Origin of the sequence: Streptomyces spongiae, assembly GCF_009377185.1 — a bacterium.
Classification (GTDB): Bacteria; Actinomycetota; Actinomycetes; order Streptomycetales; family Streptomycetaceae; genus Streptomyces; species Streptomyces spongiae.
On record NZ_VJZC01000221.1, the window covers coordinates 1 to 14,625 of the forward strand.

The window sequence follows — 14,625 nt, forward strand, 5'->3', positions numbered from 1 at the left end:
GGACGTTCGAGGGCCCGGCCGTGGTCTGCGAGTCGCAGGAGGAGGCCGTCGAGAAGATCCTGCTGAAGCAGATCAAGGAGGGCGACGTCGTCGTCATCCGCTACGAGGGCCCCAAGGGCGGCCCCGGCATGCAGGAGATGCTCTACCCGACCTCGTACCTGAAGGGCCGCGGCCTGGGCAAGGTCTGCGCCCTGATCACGGACGGCCGCTTCTCCGGCGGCACCTCGGGCCTGTCCATCGGCCACGCCTCGCCCGAGGCGGCCGGCGGTGGCACGATCGCCCTCGTCGAGGACGGCGACCGCATCCATATCGACATCCCGAACCGTTCGATCGAGCTGCTGGTCGACGACGCCGAGCTGGCCCGCCGCGAGGCCGCCCTGAACGGCGTCTACGCCCCGAAGAACCGCGACCGCAAGGTCTCCGCCGCCCTCCGCGCCTACTCCGCGATGGCCACGAGCGCCGACAAGGGCGCGGTGCGCGACGTCAGCAAACTGGGCTGAGGGTCGGACTGACGTACGGCCGGCCCGGCTCCCTCCCGGTGAGGTCCACCGGTAAGGAGCCGTTGGCATCGGCCGTGCGTGGGGGCCGAGAAGCGCGATCAGGCGTCGGTCCCGGCCACGGACCGTCGGAGGACGACATTCCGTGACGGTCGGTTCGGTACCGCGACGGAAGCGATGGCGAGCTGTACCCGTTCTCCGCCGAGGCGCTGCTCTCCCTGAGCTGAACGGCAGCGCGCCGCAGGGCTGTTCGACCGAGGGCGCGCGGCACTTCGCGGCGGAGTCCGTCGAAGGAGGGCTTGGCGTGGCGGGCCGCGTCGACGCCGGAGTGCCGGACGAGGGAGGGCCGGGAGCCGATAGGTGATGCCTGGCGGTGTGCGGTCGGACAGCGTGAGGTCGCGCGGGAGCCGGTGAGGGGGCTGGATGCCGACGGACGATGCCACTTCCGGCACAGGCCCTGGATCTCGCCCCCCACCTACCTGCGCACCCTCGCCACCGACATCCTGGACACCTACGCGCCCCGGACCCGGCCCTCGCGCTCCCCCTGAACGGCCGGACCGGCGAGGGCCGACCCGCATCCGCGCCGACCCTCGCCGACGAGGCCCGCCTGCGCCAGGTCGTCACCAACCTCGTCAGCAAGGCCATCACCCACCCCCCGGTACACCGATCCGCATCGGTGTCGGGACGGCTGGCGACCACGCCGTTCTGGAGGTCGCCGACGAGGGAGCAGGGCTGCCCCCGGAACGGAGCGGCCGCATCGTCGAGCGCGTCTACCGGGCCGACACCTCCCGGACCCGCGCCACCGGCGGTTCCGGCCCCGTCCTCGTCCTCGTCCACTCCCTCGGCTCGACGGCCAGTACGCCTCGGAGGTTCCGCCGGAGCCGGCGCTTCGGGCGTGACCAGTGAGGGCTCGCCGAATCTGCGGGCCGATCCCGACCCCAGGCATTCCACAGGATTCTCTCGGCCGGTTCCCGGGCGGGTGACCCCGGCCTCCCAGGTCGCCCGGCAAGGATCGTCGGCGTGCTCCGCCACCTGCCATCGGCGGAGTCACAGCGGACTCCCTGTCAATTCCCTGCCTTCTCCCCGGGTTTCCCCTGTCGCTCAGGTCAGAGTCGACCTTGCGCGCCGCCAGGACGCGGGTGCGTACGGGAGCCGCCCCACCGACCCCCACAGACCCCCGAGGACTCCATGCCGCACACCAGCAGTGGCCTGCATACGGATCGACGCTTCCAGTCGCCGTCGCGGGCCGATGCCCCTGGCTCGACCGCCGCGCGCACGCCGACCGTCGAGATCGTCATCCCGGTCTACAACGAGGAAAGGGCGCTGCCCGGCTGTATCCGTACCCTCCACGCCCGTCTGCGCGACGAGCTGCCGTACCCCTGGCAGATCACGGTCGCGGACAACGCCAGCGTGGACGACACCCTCGCCGTGGCCAGGTCCCTGGCGCAGGAACTGCCCGGCGTGGGCGTCGTCCACATGGACCGCAAGGGCCGCGGTCTGGCGCTGCGCACCGTCTGGGGCACGAGTGACGCCGACATCGTCGTCTACATGGACGTCGACCTGTCCACCGGTCTGGACGGACTGCTGCCGTTGATCGCCCCGCTGGCCAGCGGCCACTCCGACCTCGCCATCGGCAGCCGTCTCGCACCCGGCGCCCGCACCGTGCGCGGTCCGCGCCGCGAGCTGATCTCCCGCTGCTACAACGGGCTGATCCGGCTCACCCACGGCGCCCGTTTCAGCGATGCCCAGTGCGGGTTCAAGGCGGCCCGCACCGAGGTGCTGCGCCCACTGCTGGCCAAGACCACGGACGACGCCTGGTTCTTCGACACCGAACTGCTGCTGCTGGCCGAGCACAACGGGCTGCGTATCCACGAGGTGCCCGTCGATTGGGTGGAGGACGTCGACACCCGCGTCGATGTGGTCGGTACCGCCACCGACGACCTCAAGGGCCTGTGGCGCATGGCCAGGCTGAAGGCCTCCGGTGCCGCCCGCGTGCCCGTGCCACACCGTCCCACGCCGGCGGCGGAGCACCCCGACGCCGTGCTCGCCCCGGACGCCGAGCGCTCTCAACTCGCCTGGCAGATCGGGTGTTTCGTCGTCATCGGCATCGCGTCGACAGCCGGGCAGGCGTTGCTGTACTGGCTGCTGCGCGCCTGGTGGCAGCCCGCACTCGCCAACCTCGTCTCACTGCTGGTGCTCACGCTCCTCAACACCGAGGCCAACCGTCGGCTCACCTTCCGCTACTCGGCGGACGGCATCGGCGTCGGACGCGCGCACCTGGGTGCCGGCGCACTGTTCGTCGTCGGGTACCTGATCACCTCGGGTGCGGTGCTGCTGTTCCGTGATGCGGTGCCGGACGCGTCGACCGCCGCCGAGACATTTGTCCTGGCCGTCTCCTCGGTGCTGGTGACCGGAATCCGCTTCCTGGTGCTGCGGCTGGCGGTGTTCCGCCGCCGTACGCGCTGACCGCCTCTGTCTCTCCGCCCTACTCCCCGAGAGCGAATCCCATCATGACCCCCACTACCGAGGCGCACGTGACCACGGTCACCCGTCTCTACGACACTGACCGCGCCGTCGTGCCACGCTGGGCGCCGCAAGCCGCTCTGGCCGCGATCCTGCTTCTGTCCGCCGTGCTGTACGGCTGGGCCCTCGGCTCGCTCGGCTGGGGCAACAGCTACTACTCGGCCGCCGTGAAGTCGATGGGCCAGAGCTGGACCAACTTCCTCTTCGGTTCCTTCGACCCGGCCGGAGTCATCACGGTCGACAAGCCTCCGGCCGCGCTGTGGCCGCAGGTGATCAGCAGCAAGATCTTCGGTATGCACGGTTGGGCGCTCCTCCTGCCCCAGGTGGTGGAAGGGGTCGCCGCCGTCTTCGTGCTCCACCGCACGGTCCGCCGCTGGGCGGGTGAGGGCACGGCGCTGCTCGCGGCCCTGGTGATGACGCTGACGCCGATCACGGTCGCGATCAACCGGGACAACAACCCGGACACCCTGCTGGTGCTGTTCCTCGTGTCCGCGGCCTACGCCTTGACCCGTGCCCTGCAGTCCCAGCCGGACCGGCGTGGCACATGGTGGCTGTGCGCCTGCGGGTTCCTGATCGGCTGCGGTTTCCTCACGAAAATGATGGTGGCCTGGATGGTACTCCCGGCCCTCGTGGCCGCATGGCTGGTCGGGGCAACCGGATCGTGGCTCGCCCGCATCGGGCGGCTGTCGATCGCGGGGGCGGTGTGCGCGGTGTCCTCGCTGTGGTGGGTGGCGATGGTCGCCTGGTGGCCGGGGGAACGGCCGTACATCGGTGGCAGTACCGACGGCGGCGCCTGGGACCTGGTCACCGGCTACAACGGACTCGGTCGCATCTTCGGCGAGAGTGACAGCTTGGGCGGCGCGGGCGGTATGGGCGGCTCAGGCGGTATGGGCGGTGCCTTCGGGGGCGAGTCGGGTCTGTTGCGGCTCTTCAACGAGCAGGTGGCCGGGCAGATCAGCTGGCTGCTGCCCGCGAGCGGCGTGGCGCTGGCCGTCGCGGTGCTGCGCCGGCGCGGGAAGAGTTCGGCGGGGCGGGCGCTCGCCGGGTCCGGATGGGTGCTGTGGGGGACCTGGCTCGTGGTGTGCGGCCTGGTGTACTCCACCCAGGAGGGCACCTTCCACCCGTACTATACCACCCAACTAGCCCCGGCCGTAGCCGCGTTGACCGCCGGTCTGGTGACGGGGCTGACCCGTGCCCACCGGGCTGGGGCATGCTGGGCGCTGCCCGTCGGTGCCGGGACTGTCCTCGTGACGGTCGTCTGGGCTGCGGTCGTGATCCGCCGGGAGCCGTCGTGGCACGGGTGGCTGGCCTGGGCCGTGCTCATGGTGGGACTTCTCGCCGTCGGGCTGTTGATCGCGGCGGTGTGGACGGTGCGACTGGTGCCGGTGGCCCTGGGCGGCGCCGTACTGGCGATACTGCTCGCGCCGGGGGCGTGGGCGATGACCGTGCCGGGCGGGTCGGCATCCGCGATGCGCGGCACCAACCCGACAGCCGGTCCTACGACGATGTCTTTCGGCGGCGGAGGCTCATTGCCCGGCGGCGGCAATAGCGGCGGCGCCGGCGGCGGCTTCCAACTGCCCGGAGGAGTGCAACTGCCGCAGGGGATGCAGACACCCGGAGGCTCGGATGGTGGAGGGGCGGGCGCGCCCGGCGGAATGGGAGGCCTGGGGGGCGGCACCGCGCTCACCTCGGACCAGCGCAAGATCCTCGACTACGCCACCGAGCACTCCAAGGGCGCCCGCATGACCCTCGCGGTCGAGGGCGGTGCCAACGGCGCGGCCTCGTTCATCCTGGACAGCGACGCCACGGTCATCGGCATGGGCGGCTTCATCGGCTCGGACAACGCCCCCTCCGTCCAGCAGTTGGAGGAGTGGACCAAGAACGGCGAACTCCGTTATGTCCTCGGCTCCGAGTCCGGCAGCACCGGCGCGATGATGGGCGGCACGAACGGCGCGGCCTCGAAGCGATCGGACTGGGTCGGCCAGAACTGCACCAAGGTCCCGGCCGAGGAGTACGGCGTCAGCACGACCGGCTCCGACGACGATGACCAGGGATCGGGCGGCATGATGGGCCGTACCGGCACGACTCTGTACGACTGCGCCGCGAAGTAGCCGCAGAGGCAGAACGGACGACTACACACCATGGCCGAACAGCCCGCCGCCCGTGCTCCGCACCGCCTCCTGGTGGTCGAGGACGACCCCAGTATCCGCATTCTGCTGGAGTCCGCGCTGCGGCTGTCCGGCTATGGAGTGGCCAGTTGCGCCACCGGGCAGGAGGCCCTGCGGGACGTCGAGGGCTTCCGCCCCGATCTGGTGCTCCTCGACGTGATGCTGCCCGACCTGGACGGCTTCGCGGTGACCCGTACGCTGCGGGCGGCGGGGGTGCGGACCCCGGTGCTCTTCCTCACGGCCCTGGGCGAGGTCACCGACCGCATCGCGGGCCTGACGGCAGGCGGCGACGACTACGTCACGAAGCCGTTCAGCATCGAGGAGGTGCTGCTGCGCATCAACGCCATCCTGCGGCGGACGGACCCGGAGCACGCGTCCGACGCGGAGGGCCCTGAACGTGGTGTTCTGCGTTTCGCAGACCTGGAACTGGACGAGAACGCCCATGAGGTGCACCGGGCCGGTGAGTACATCTCGCTGTCGCCGACCGAGTTCAGGCTGCTCGCCTATCTGATGGAGAACTCCACGCGGGTCCTGAGCAAGACCAAGATCCTCAACCATGTCTGGGGGTTCGATTTCGCGGGTGACGGTCGCATCGTGGAGACGTACGTCAAATACCTGCGCCGCAAGGTCGACTGCTTCGAGCCGCGCCTGTTGCACACCGTCCGGGGGGGTGGGCTACTGCCTGCGGTTTCCCCGGGGGCACCACAACGCCGAGGCCGACGGATGAGCCGGTGGTGGCGGACGCTGCGGCACCGGTCGCTGCGCGGCCGTCTGGTGTGGGGTGTGACCCTGCTCGCCGCGGCAGCGGTGCTCACCGCGCAGACCATCGGGTACGTCGTCCTGCGTTCCTGGCTCCTCGACCGGGTGGACCAGCAGCTGACGGAGTTCGGCCTTCCGGCCCGGGCCGACCTCCCCGCCCGGCCAGCCCCGGAATCCGTGACCCTGCCCTCGGACTTCAGGGTCACGTTCTACGACGCTTCGGGCGCGGAGCGCAGCACGCTCGGCAGCGGGCAGAAGCCGGGGCCGAGGCTGCCGAGTTCGACGAGTGGGCTGAAGCTGACGAAGGGGCGCCAGACCACCACGCCCGCGGAATCCGGCGACGGCCACTGGCGGGTGCTGTGGAGGGAGGGGGCCGACCACACCAGCTACGTCGTCGCCCTGCCCCTCGACACCCTGGAGGGCGCCACGGACAAGCTCCTCGCCCTCAACGCGGCCGTCTTCGCCGTCGCCGTGGTCGGTCTGATCGCCCTCGGCCGCTGGGTGGTCCGCCTCGGCCTGCTCCCCTTGACCCGGATGGAACACTCGGCCCAGGACATCACCGCGGGCGACCTCAGTCTGCGCCTGCCCGACACCGACCCTCACACCGAGACCGGGCGCCTGGGCACCGTACTGAACGACATGCTCGACCGTCTCCAACAAGCTTTGCAGCAACGGGAGCTCTCGGAAGGCCGGTTGCGCCGTTTCGTCGCGGACGCGGGCCACGAACTCCGTACGCCTCTCACCTCCGTCCAGGGCTTCGCCGAGCTCGCTCTGCGCCACCCGGACCGCCCCGCCGCACAGCGCCGGGAGGGCGACGAGCAGGTCGCCAGGAACGCCGAGCGCATGAATCTCCTCGTCGACGATCTGCTGTTGCTCGCCAAGCTCGACCAGGAACCCGCGTACCGCCGGGTCCCCGTCGACCTGCTCTCCGTCGCCGCGGACGCGGTGAGCGCGGCGGCCGTACGCGCGGGCGGCAAACCCCGCGTCACGCTCAGTCCCCTGCACGAGACGGCCGACGACGCCGAACTCGACGTGGTGGAAACCGTCGGCGACCCCGACCGTCTCCTCCAGGTGGTCAACAACCTGCTGGCCAACGCCCTCGTGCACACACCACCCGGCACACCGGTCGACGTACGCGTGGGCGGGACCCGGGCCGGGGCGGCGGCGGGCGGCTTCGACCGTCCGGGTCGCACCAGCGCCGCTCCCCCGCCGGCCGAGGGCACGGCGATCTGTGTGATCGAGGTCGCCGACCAGGGTGCGGGGCTGCCGCCCGAGGAGGCCAAGCGAGTCTTCGAACGCTTCTACCGTGTCGATCCCTCCCGTTCCCGAGACCAGGGCGGCAGCGGACTCGGACTCGCCATCGCCTCGGCGATCGCGCAGGGGCACGGGGGCCGTCTCGAACTCGACACCGAAGTCGGCTCCGGCTGCGTCTTCCGCCTGGTGCTGCCCCTGGTGAGCGACGAGGACACCGGGCGAGGCCGACACCGCCGCTGACACCGAGAGCCCCTCATGGGTACGGGAACGCAGGGGTCCGCCAACTCGCATGCGGGGCAGGCGTGTTCACACTCCACCTTGCCGTCGGGCATCCGAATTATCCGTGTACGGCTGACGACTCCTTCGAAAGAGCGTCGAATCCCTCGACAAGCCCGGGGTACCCAGCGGTAACTTCAGCAGCGGTCCCTCCGTAACCGCTTTCCTCCCAGGAGACACCCCCATGCGCAGACGCAGACTCCTCGCCTGTCTGGCGGTGGCAGCCGCTGCCCTCGGCGGTCTCACCGCCGCCGCCCCCGCCGCCGCAGCCGCGGACTCGGGCACCTTCAGCGTCCTGAGCTACAACGTCGCCGGCCTGCCCGAGGCCATTTCCAGCGCACCGACGCCCCGCGAGTCCAGCACCACGACGATCGGGCAGCGGATAGCGCCGTACGACATCGTCCACGTCCAGGAGGACTTCAACTACCACGCCGCCCTCTACGCGGCCGACACCGCGCACGCCTACCGCACCCCGACCAGCGGCGGCGCCGGCATCGGCAGCGGGCTCAACACCCTGTCGAAGATCTCCCACGACGAGGACGACTTCGAGCGGGTGCGCTGGAACACCTGCACCTTCGGCTCGGGCGACTGCCTGACCCCCAAGGGCTTCACCTTCATGCGCGAACGCCTCGCCGAGGGCGTCTACGTCGACTTCTACAACCTGCACACCAACGCCGGCAGCAATGACGACGACCTCGCCGCCCGCCGGGACAACCTCAGCCAGCTCACCGGCTTCATCACCACCCACTCCGCCGGCAACGCCGTCGTCGTCATGGGCGACACCAACACCCGCTACACCCGCTCCGGCGACACCATCGCCGAGTTCGCCGCCGCCAACGGCCTCACCGACCCCTGGATCCAGCTGATCCGCGGCGGTGTCGCCCCCGCCAAGGGCAGCGAGGCGCTGGTCTGCGACCAGACGGGGACCACGGTGCCCAACGACTGCGAGGTCGTCGACAAGATCCTCTACCGCGGCAGCAAGCTCGTCTCGCTGAACGCCACGTCCTACAACAACGAGCACTCCAAGTTCCTCACCAACGGCGGGCTGATGCTCTCCGACCACGACCCGCTCGCCGTGAAGTTCTCCTGGTCGCGCAATGGCGCGTTCCAGCTGAGCGACCAGTTCGGCGGCCCGCACGGCGACTACTACAACGACATCGACGCCGTGCCCGCGGGCGCCCGCGCCACCAGCATCGCCCTGCGGGCCGGATCCCGCGTCGACCAGATGAGCGTGTCCCTGTCGAACGGCACCACGCTCACCCACGGCGGCACCGGCGGCACAGCGGCCTCCCTGACCCTCGGCAGCGGCGAATACGTCACGTCCGCCTACCTGTGCCAGGGCCAGAAGAACGGCCACACCCGCATCTTCCACGCCAAGTTCACCACCAACCTCGGCCGCACCCTGGCCGGCGGCTCCACGACCTCCGACTGTGTGACGCGCACCGCCCCGTCCGGCTGGCAGATCGCCGGATTCCACGGCCGCTCCGGCGACGAGGTCGACAAGATCGGCTTCATCTACACCCGGCGCTGATCCACCCAGATGACAGCCCATCCCTGACCCGGGCAGCGTGACCTCGCGTTGCCCGGTGTCCCAGTCCTCATTTCTGACCGACTTTCCGAACTTCGTTTGACATTTCGAACAACGATGTCGGCCAGTGACAACGAAAGGCACCCCCATGCCGCACACCTCCGCAGGAGGTTGGGCCAGACGCGTCACTGTGCGCCTTCTCGCCCTCGCCCTCAGTCTGACCGGGATGACGACACTGCACGGCTACGAGCTGCCGACACCGCTGTCCGTCGAGCCGACCGCCGTCAGTACGACGCAGGTTCCCGTCCCCCCGCCGTCCATGGGCTGGGCGTCCTGGAACAGCTTCGCCAGCAGCATCGACTTCGACGTCATCAAGCAGCAGACCGACGCTCTGGTCTCCTCCGGTATGGCCACCGCCGGATACGAGTACGTCAACCTCGACGACGGCTGGTGGCAGGGCGACCGCAACGCCGACGGCAGCATCGCCGTCGACGAGACCCTGTGGCCCGGGGCATGAAGGCCGTCGCCGACTACATCCACAGCAAGGGCCTGAAGGCCGGCCCTACACCGACGCCGGCAAGAACGGCTGCGGGTACTACTACCCCACCACCCGGCCGGCCGCCCCCGACACCGGCATGGAGGGCCACTACCAGCAGGACCTGGAGACCTTCCAGCGCTGGGGCTTCGACTACGTCAAGATCGACTGGTGCGGCGGCCGCGTCGAGGGCCTGGACCCGGAGACCACGTACAAGCAGATCGCCGCCGCCAACGAGGCCGCGACCGAAGTCACCGGCCGCAAAGTGGTGTTGTCCTTCTGCGAATGGGGCACCGGTCTGCCCTGGAACTGGGCCTCCGGCCACGGCGACCTGTGGCGCACCAGCACCGACATCATCCTGTGGGGCCAGACCCCGACCACCGGCATGATGCTCACCAACTTCGACCGAGGCCTACACCCGGCCGCCCAGCACACCGGCTACTACAACGACCCCGACATGCTGATCGTCGGCATGAACGGCCTGACCGCCGCCCAGAACCGGCTGCACATGAGCCTGTGGGCGATCTCGGGCGCCCCGCTGCTGGCGGGCAACGACCTGGCCACCATGAGCACCACCACCCGCGACATCCTCACCAACCGTGAGGTCATCGCCATCAACCAGGATCCCGGCGGCCTGCAGGGCGTCAAGGTCGCCGAGGACACCCGGAACCTGCAGGTGTACGGCAAGGTCCTCGCCGGCACGGGCAAGCGCGCGGTGCTGCTGCTCAACCGCACCTCCTCGGCGGCGTCCATGACCGTGCGCTGGGCCGACCTCGGCCTGACCGGTGCCCCAGCCTCGGTGCGCGATGTCTGGACGGGCACGGACGCCGGGTCCCACGCCACGAGTTACTCCACGACCGTTCCAGCGAACGACGCGGTCCTGCTGACCGTCTCCGGCACCGAGGCCTCCGGGGCGACGTACGAGGACACCACCACGGCGACCGCGCCCACCTTCAGTGCCGTCACCACCGGCGCGGCCGGCACCAAGCTGGTGGACATCACCTACGCCAACGGCGGCAGCACCGCCCGCAAGGCCACCGTCCAGGTCAACGGCCAGTACAGCCAGGTCGTTTCCTTCCCGCCGACCGGCTCCGCCACGGCCCATCGCACCGTGTCCGTCCTGGCGCACCTTGCCAAGGGCGCCAACACCGTACGTTTCGCCGCCGTCTCCGTCGGCACCGCGCCCGACATCGACGCGATCCGCGTCCAGGCCGTCCCCGGCACCGACGGCGTCGCCCTGGTCGGCACGGCGTCGAACCGCTGCGTCGGTCTGGAGAAGAACACCATCACCGACGGCTCCCAGGCCATCCTGTGGGACTGCGCCGGCGGGCGGAACGAGACCTTCACCCAGACCTCACGCGGTGAACTCGTCGTCTACGGCAACAAATGCCTGGACGCCTCCGGCAACGGCACCGCCAACGGCACCAAGGTCATCATCTGGAACTGCAACGGCGGTACCAACCAGAAGTGGACGGTCCGCTCCGACGGCACCATCACCAACGACCTGTCGGGACTGTGCCTGGACGCCGAGGGCGCGGCAACCACCAACGGCACCAAGCTGCTGCTGTGGACCTGCAACGGCCAGACCAACCAGAAGTGGACCCTCGCCTGACCTGCCCGCGCGTCGACCACGAGGAGAGCCCGGCAGCCGTATCTCAGGTCGCCGGGCTACCCGCAACGGGCCGCGGTCACGAACCGGCGGGGGCTATGTCTGCCGCGCGGCCTCGCTGTGAACGCGGGGTCTTGGCGCCCACCCTGCCGGGCTCGATCGTGCTCGGATCGACGGCTTCGCCGGGCGCGCCCACTTCGTAGTCCCCCGCGGGATCGCTGTCGCGGTCGTGGGGCAGGAGGAAGAACGTTCGGCGTGTGAAGAGACCGCTGTCCGGGTCCCGTTCGGCGTCCGGGGCGAGTTCGGTGTAGCCGACGAGCCGGCCGTCACGGTCGTAACGGGGCTTGCCCCGGCGTGTGTTGACCTTGTCGAGGGCCTGCCGGACGTAGTCGAGGTTCGCCGGGTCCTCCAGCCACACCACTTCCACTTCACCGGTGAGCTGGCTGTCTTGCAGCATCGAGCTCATGGCCGCAGACCCTCCTGATTCTCTTCGGCCGGCCTCTGGCCTGCGCGAGCGGTCACGCGGCTCGTCGTCGGGCACCGGGTGGGGCCCTGTCCGAGGTCGCGGCTTTCATCGTACGGCCAGGAGTGGGGCCGCCGCAGGGCACAAAGGATCATCGTCCGTGGTCCCTTCGGGCTGCCCCGCTCCGTCCGGCGGCGTTTTCGTCCGGGCCGGCCTCGGCGAGCAGCGCCAGGCCGGGGTACAGCTTCTTGTCGTTGTTCTTGATCATCTCAGTGGGTGAGGACAGGCCGAGTTCCTGCCGGATGCGGCTGGCGAAGGCTCGGCTCGTCGCCCTCGCGATCCCCTCGTCACCGCACCAGCGGCCGTACGTCTCGTACAGAAGCTTCTGTTCCACCCGCAGGTCCGGGTTGGGGCGGCCGTCGTCGCCCTTGGTGCATCGCTCGCTGATGAACCGGCCGATGTGGTCCTCGGTCTTCTCGTACGCCTCGGTGGCCAGGCGTACGGAGGCCGGGCCGGCCAGGGGATCGCGCGTGGCCAGGTACAGCCTGGCTCCGTCGATCAGCCACTGCAGGATGCCGGGGCCCTCGTCCCGGACGAGTTCGGCGGCCAGGTTGTCGATCTTCCGGTGGTTCGGGACTTTCCGCTCGAAGGGAATGAGCCGCATACGCCGCCAGAACGCGTAGCCGCCGGTGCCGACCTCGGGCCGGTGGTTGCCCAGCAGCCACAGCTTGTGCGTGGGGGTGAAGGTGAAGAAGTTCTGCCGCATTCTCCGTGCGGTGATCGCGTCGCCGCCGGTGAGGAGCTTGACGCGGGCCTCGTTGAACTTGTCGTTCGGCTTCAGCTCGCTGCACACGACGATGCGCCGGCCGTGAAGTTCGGTGAGTTCGGTGCTGTGTTCGGTGAACTTGCCCTTCTCCATCAGGAAGCCGGGCGGGGCCGCGTTGGCGTAGTCGCCGAGGATCTGCATCATCACGTCCAGCAGGACGGACTTGCCGTTGGCGCCGGAACCGTAGAGGAACGGCAGGACCTGGGCACCGACGTCCCCGGTGACGGAGTAGCCGAGCAGCAGGTGCAGGAAGCGGGTGGTCTCCAGCCCTTTCTCGTCGGCGCCGAAGGTGTCCCGCAGGAAGCTCTCCCACCTGGGGATCGGCATCTGCTGCGGTCCCACCGTGGTGGCCCGGGAGTGCATGTCGGTGAGCGGATCGGGTTTGCGCAGCTCGCCGGACTTCAGGTCGACGACCCCGCTGGGGGTGCACAGGGCGTACTTGTCGCCGTCCAGCACATCCGGGTCCAGGCTCAGGCCCGGCGCGGCCTGCGCCTGCTGCAGGAGTGCTTTCACACCGGTGGTGGACTCGGTTCGCTTGCGGTGATCGGCCAGGTCCTTCTTGTTGAACCGGCCGCTCGCATCGGTCACGGGCATCTGCTCGGCCATGTCCCCCGCGGCCCAGATGGCCGCCTTCTCACCGCCGGTGCGCCTCCACCGGTACTGGTCCCAGCAGAACCAGCCCAGCCCTTCGACATGACGGAACCGGTCGGTGTACAGACGAGCGAACAACTTGGCGTTGCCACGGTCCGTCAGGGCGTCGGGGAGGAGCCCTTCGTCGATTCCGGCCTGGGGCCGTGGTGCTTCGGTCTGTTGTGCCGGAACCGTGGGGTGGCCACCCGGCAGGGGCAGGTCGAGACGGATCTGCTCAGCTGCGGCAACTGCGTCGAAACGGACGGGCTCGGCGCTGCTCATGAGCGTCCTCGGGGATGGAACGGGCGCTGCGCGCCAGCGGACAGAGCGGAATCGATGATCGAAATGCTGCGGCGTTCCTGGTGGGGGCGCGCACGATTGGCCGTCTCCAGCAGCTCGGCTCGGACCTCGGCCTCCACAAGATGTCCGCCCTGGACCAGACCCCCTGCGGTGAAAGCCGCCCGGTTCAGTTTCTCGGTGAAACTCGCCCCCTCAGGAACCGCTGCGCAGGCGGCGACCTCCTCCAGGAGTGGCTGCAGGATCCGGCTCGCGGTGGTGGGCGCGGTCCGTGCCGCGCGGCGCGCCGACGGGACCAACGGGACTGGCGCGCGCGGAATGTGCCCGGTGCGGGCGAGTTCGTGCGCCAGCCACTGCGGGAGGGGAGCGGGGTGCCGGGCCTCGCCCACGGCTTCGTAGACTCCCGCGCTGGTGCGGGTCGCCGGGGCGACGATGTACCCGTGATCCGAGCGCACGTCCACCTGCCAGGCCAGGGCGACCTTCGGACTCGATCCCGTGGACGAGCGGTACCGGATCTCGGGGTTCGGATTGACGTACCAGATGTGCAGTCCCCCGGAGGGAGTGCGTACCCGAAGAGTCTGTTCGTCCTGAACCGGGTTCGGCTGGCGCTGCAGGGCGGCCAGCAGCGCCAGGGTGTCGAAACCGGTGGCCAGCCCGGTCAGCGGGACCTGCGGACCGATCGGGATGCCCGGCAGGAGCTTCGACCGGTCGGGGATTTCCACCGCGTGCGCGTCCACGTCGATGACGACGAGGTTCGCCGGCCCGCAGGAGATGCCGACCCCGAAGCGGGGGTGCTCCGACCACCATGCGTCGATCCGTTCGACAGACGTGGTCGCCGCGTGGAATCCATGGCACCAACGCCCTGCCGGAATGCAGGGACAGTCTCCAGGGGCGTGCCGATCCCGTTTGCAGGACTCGCAGTTCGCCGCCGGGGTCTTGTGCCGTGGCGCCAGAGGATGGACCGGCCAGCCATTGCCGGCACACCAGCGAGCCACGGCATGGGGTTCTGTCGCCCCTTCCGGGCCCGTGGAGGCTGACGCAACCTGGCGTTGCACTAGGTGTCCTTGTCGGATTCATCAGACGGTCCCGTCAGTCTCAGCTTCGAACATGCCAGGTCAATGCGGGGCGTCCGCGGCTGACGGGACTGACGGGACTGAGGAGTTCACATGGCGGCACCGAGAGTAGCGCACGCGTACACACGAACGCGCCCCGTGTCCTGCGTGTCGGAAATTCAGTCCCGTCAGTCCCTCAGTCCTGTGG

At 69.8% G+C, this 14,625-nt stretch carries 8 protein-coding genes and 3 pseudogenes; 8 read left to right on the top strand and 3 right to left on the bottom strand.

What is annotated here, in order from left to right; genetic code table 11:
- The 8 genes and pseudogenes from FNH08_RS26330 to FNH08_RS26365 all read left to right on the top strand — a co-directional run.
- A pseudogene (locus FNH08_RS26330) lies at nt 1-500 on the top strand (dihydroxy-acid dehydratase); the annotation flags it as partial.
- A 420-nt stretch (nt 501-920) separates the two neighbouring features.
- Nucleotides 921-1,403, top strand: coding sequence for an ATP-binding protein (locus FNH08_RS54060; protein WP_407704450.1), 483 nt, complete (start codon nt 921-923; stop codon nt 1,401-1,403).
- A gap of 282 nt (nt 1,404-1,685) precedes the next feature.
- The gene (locus tag FNH08_RS26340) at nt 1,686-2,963 is read left to right on the top strand and encodes a glycosyltransferase (protein WP_152774024.1); all 1,278 of its coding nucleotides are present in this window, start codon (nt 1,686-1,688) and stop codon (nt 2,961-2,963) included.
- 44 nt (nt 2,964-3,007) lie between these two features.
- A complete protein-coding gene (locus tag FNH08_RS26345; RefSeq protein WP_152774025.1) occupies nt 3,008-5,131 on the top strand; it encodes an ArnT family glycosyltransferase in 2,124 nt (707 codons plus the stop codon).
- Nucleotides 5,132-5,161: 30 nt separating this feature from the next.
- Nucleotides 5,162-5,915 (top strand): annotated as a pseudogene (locus FNH08_RS26350) (response regulator transcription factor).
- Nucleotides 5,912-7,441 carry a sensor histidine kinase gene (locus FNH08_RS26355; protein ID WP_152774029.1) on the top strand — a complete coding sequence of 510 codons (1,530 nt, stop codon included), beginning with the start codon at nt 5,912-5,914 and terminating at the stop codon, nt 7,439-7,441. The pseudogene FNH08_RS26350 and the gene FNH08_RS26355 overlap by 4 nt, the downstream one beginning before the upstream one ends.
- Before the next feature lie 220 nt (nt 7,442-7,661).
- Nucleotides 7,662-9,008 (top strand): jacalin-like lectin, encoded by a 1,347-nt coding sequence (locus FNH08_RS26360; protein ID WP_152774026.1) that lies wholly within the window; start codon nt 7,662-7,664, stop codon nt 9,006-9,008.
- Between the two features lie 145 nt (nt 9,009-9,153).
- Nucleotides 9,154-11,152 (top strand): annotated as a pseudogene (locus FNH08_RS26365) (RICIN domain-containing protein).
- Nucleotides 11,153-11,228: 76 nt separating this feature from the next.
- On the opposite strand, the gene FNH08_RS26370 reads toward FNH08_RS26365, so the two are convergent.
- From FNH08_RS26370 to FNH08_RS26380, 3 genes are all read right to left on the bottom strand, one after another.
- Entirely contained in the window at nt 11,229-11,615 is a 387-nt protein-coding gene (locus FNH08_RS26370) for a DUF6009 family protein (protein WP_152774027.1), read from the bottom strand.
- 148 nt (nt 11,616-11,763) lie between these two features.
- Nucleotides 11,764-13,350, bottom strand: a complete 1,587-nt coding sequence (locus FNH08_RS26375; RefSeq protein ID WP_152774028.1) for a DNA primase family protein — start codon at nt 13,348-13,350, stop codon at nt 11,764-11,766.
- Entirely contained in the window at nt 13,347-14,360 is a 1,014-nt protein-coding gene (locus tag FNH08_RS26380) for a bifunctional DNA primase/polymerase (RefSeq protein WP_322725421.1), read from the bottom strand. Before FNH08_RS26380 ends, FNH08_RS26375 begins: the two co-directional genes overlap by 4 nt.
- Nucleotides 14,361-14,625 lie beyond the last annotated feature (265 nt).

Bases quoted from the DNA above. Each gene is read 5' to 3' on its own strand.
- FNH08_RS54060 (WP_407704450.1), top strand. From the start codon at position 921: ATGCCGACGGACGATGCCACTTCCGGCACAGGCCCTGGATCTCGCCCC.
- FNH08_RS26340 (WP_152774024.1), top strand. From the start codon at position 1,686: ATGCCGCACACCAGCAGTGGCCTGCATACGGATCGACGCTTCCAGTCG.
- FNH08_RS26345 (WP_152774025.1), top strand. From the start codon at position 3,008: ATGACCCCCACTACCGAGGCGCACGTGACCACGGTCACCCGTCTCTAC.
- FNH08_RS26355 (WP_152774029.1), top strand. From the start codon at position 5,912: ATGAGCCGGTGGTGGCGGACGCTGCGGCACCGGTCGCTGCGCGGCCGT.
- FNH08_RS26360 (WP_152774026.1), top strand. From the start codon at position 7,662: ATGCGCAGACGCAGACTCCTCGCCTGTCTGGCGGTGGCAGCCGCTGCC.
- FNH08_RS26370 (WP_152774027.1), bottom strand. From the start codon at position 11,615: ATGAGCTCGATGCTGCAAGACAGCCAGCTCACCGGTGAAGTGGAAGTG.
- FNH08_RS26375 (WP_152774028.1), bottom strand. From the start codon at position 13,350: ATGAGCAGCGCCGAGCCCGTCCGTTTCGACGCAGTTGCCGCAGCTGAG.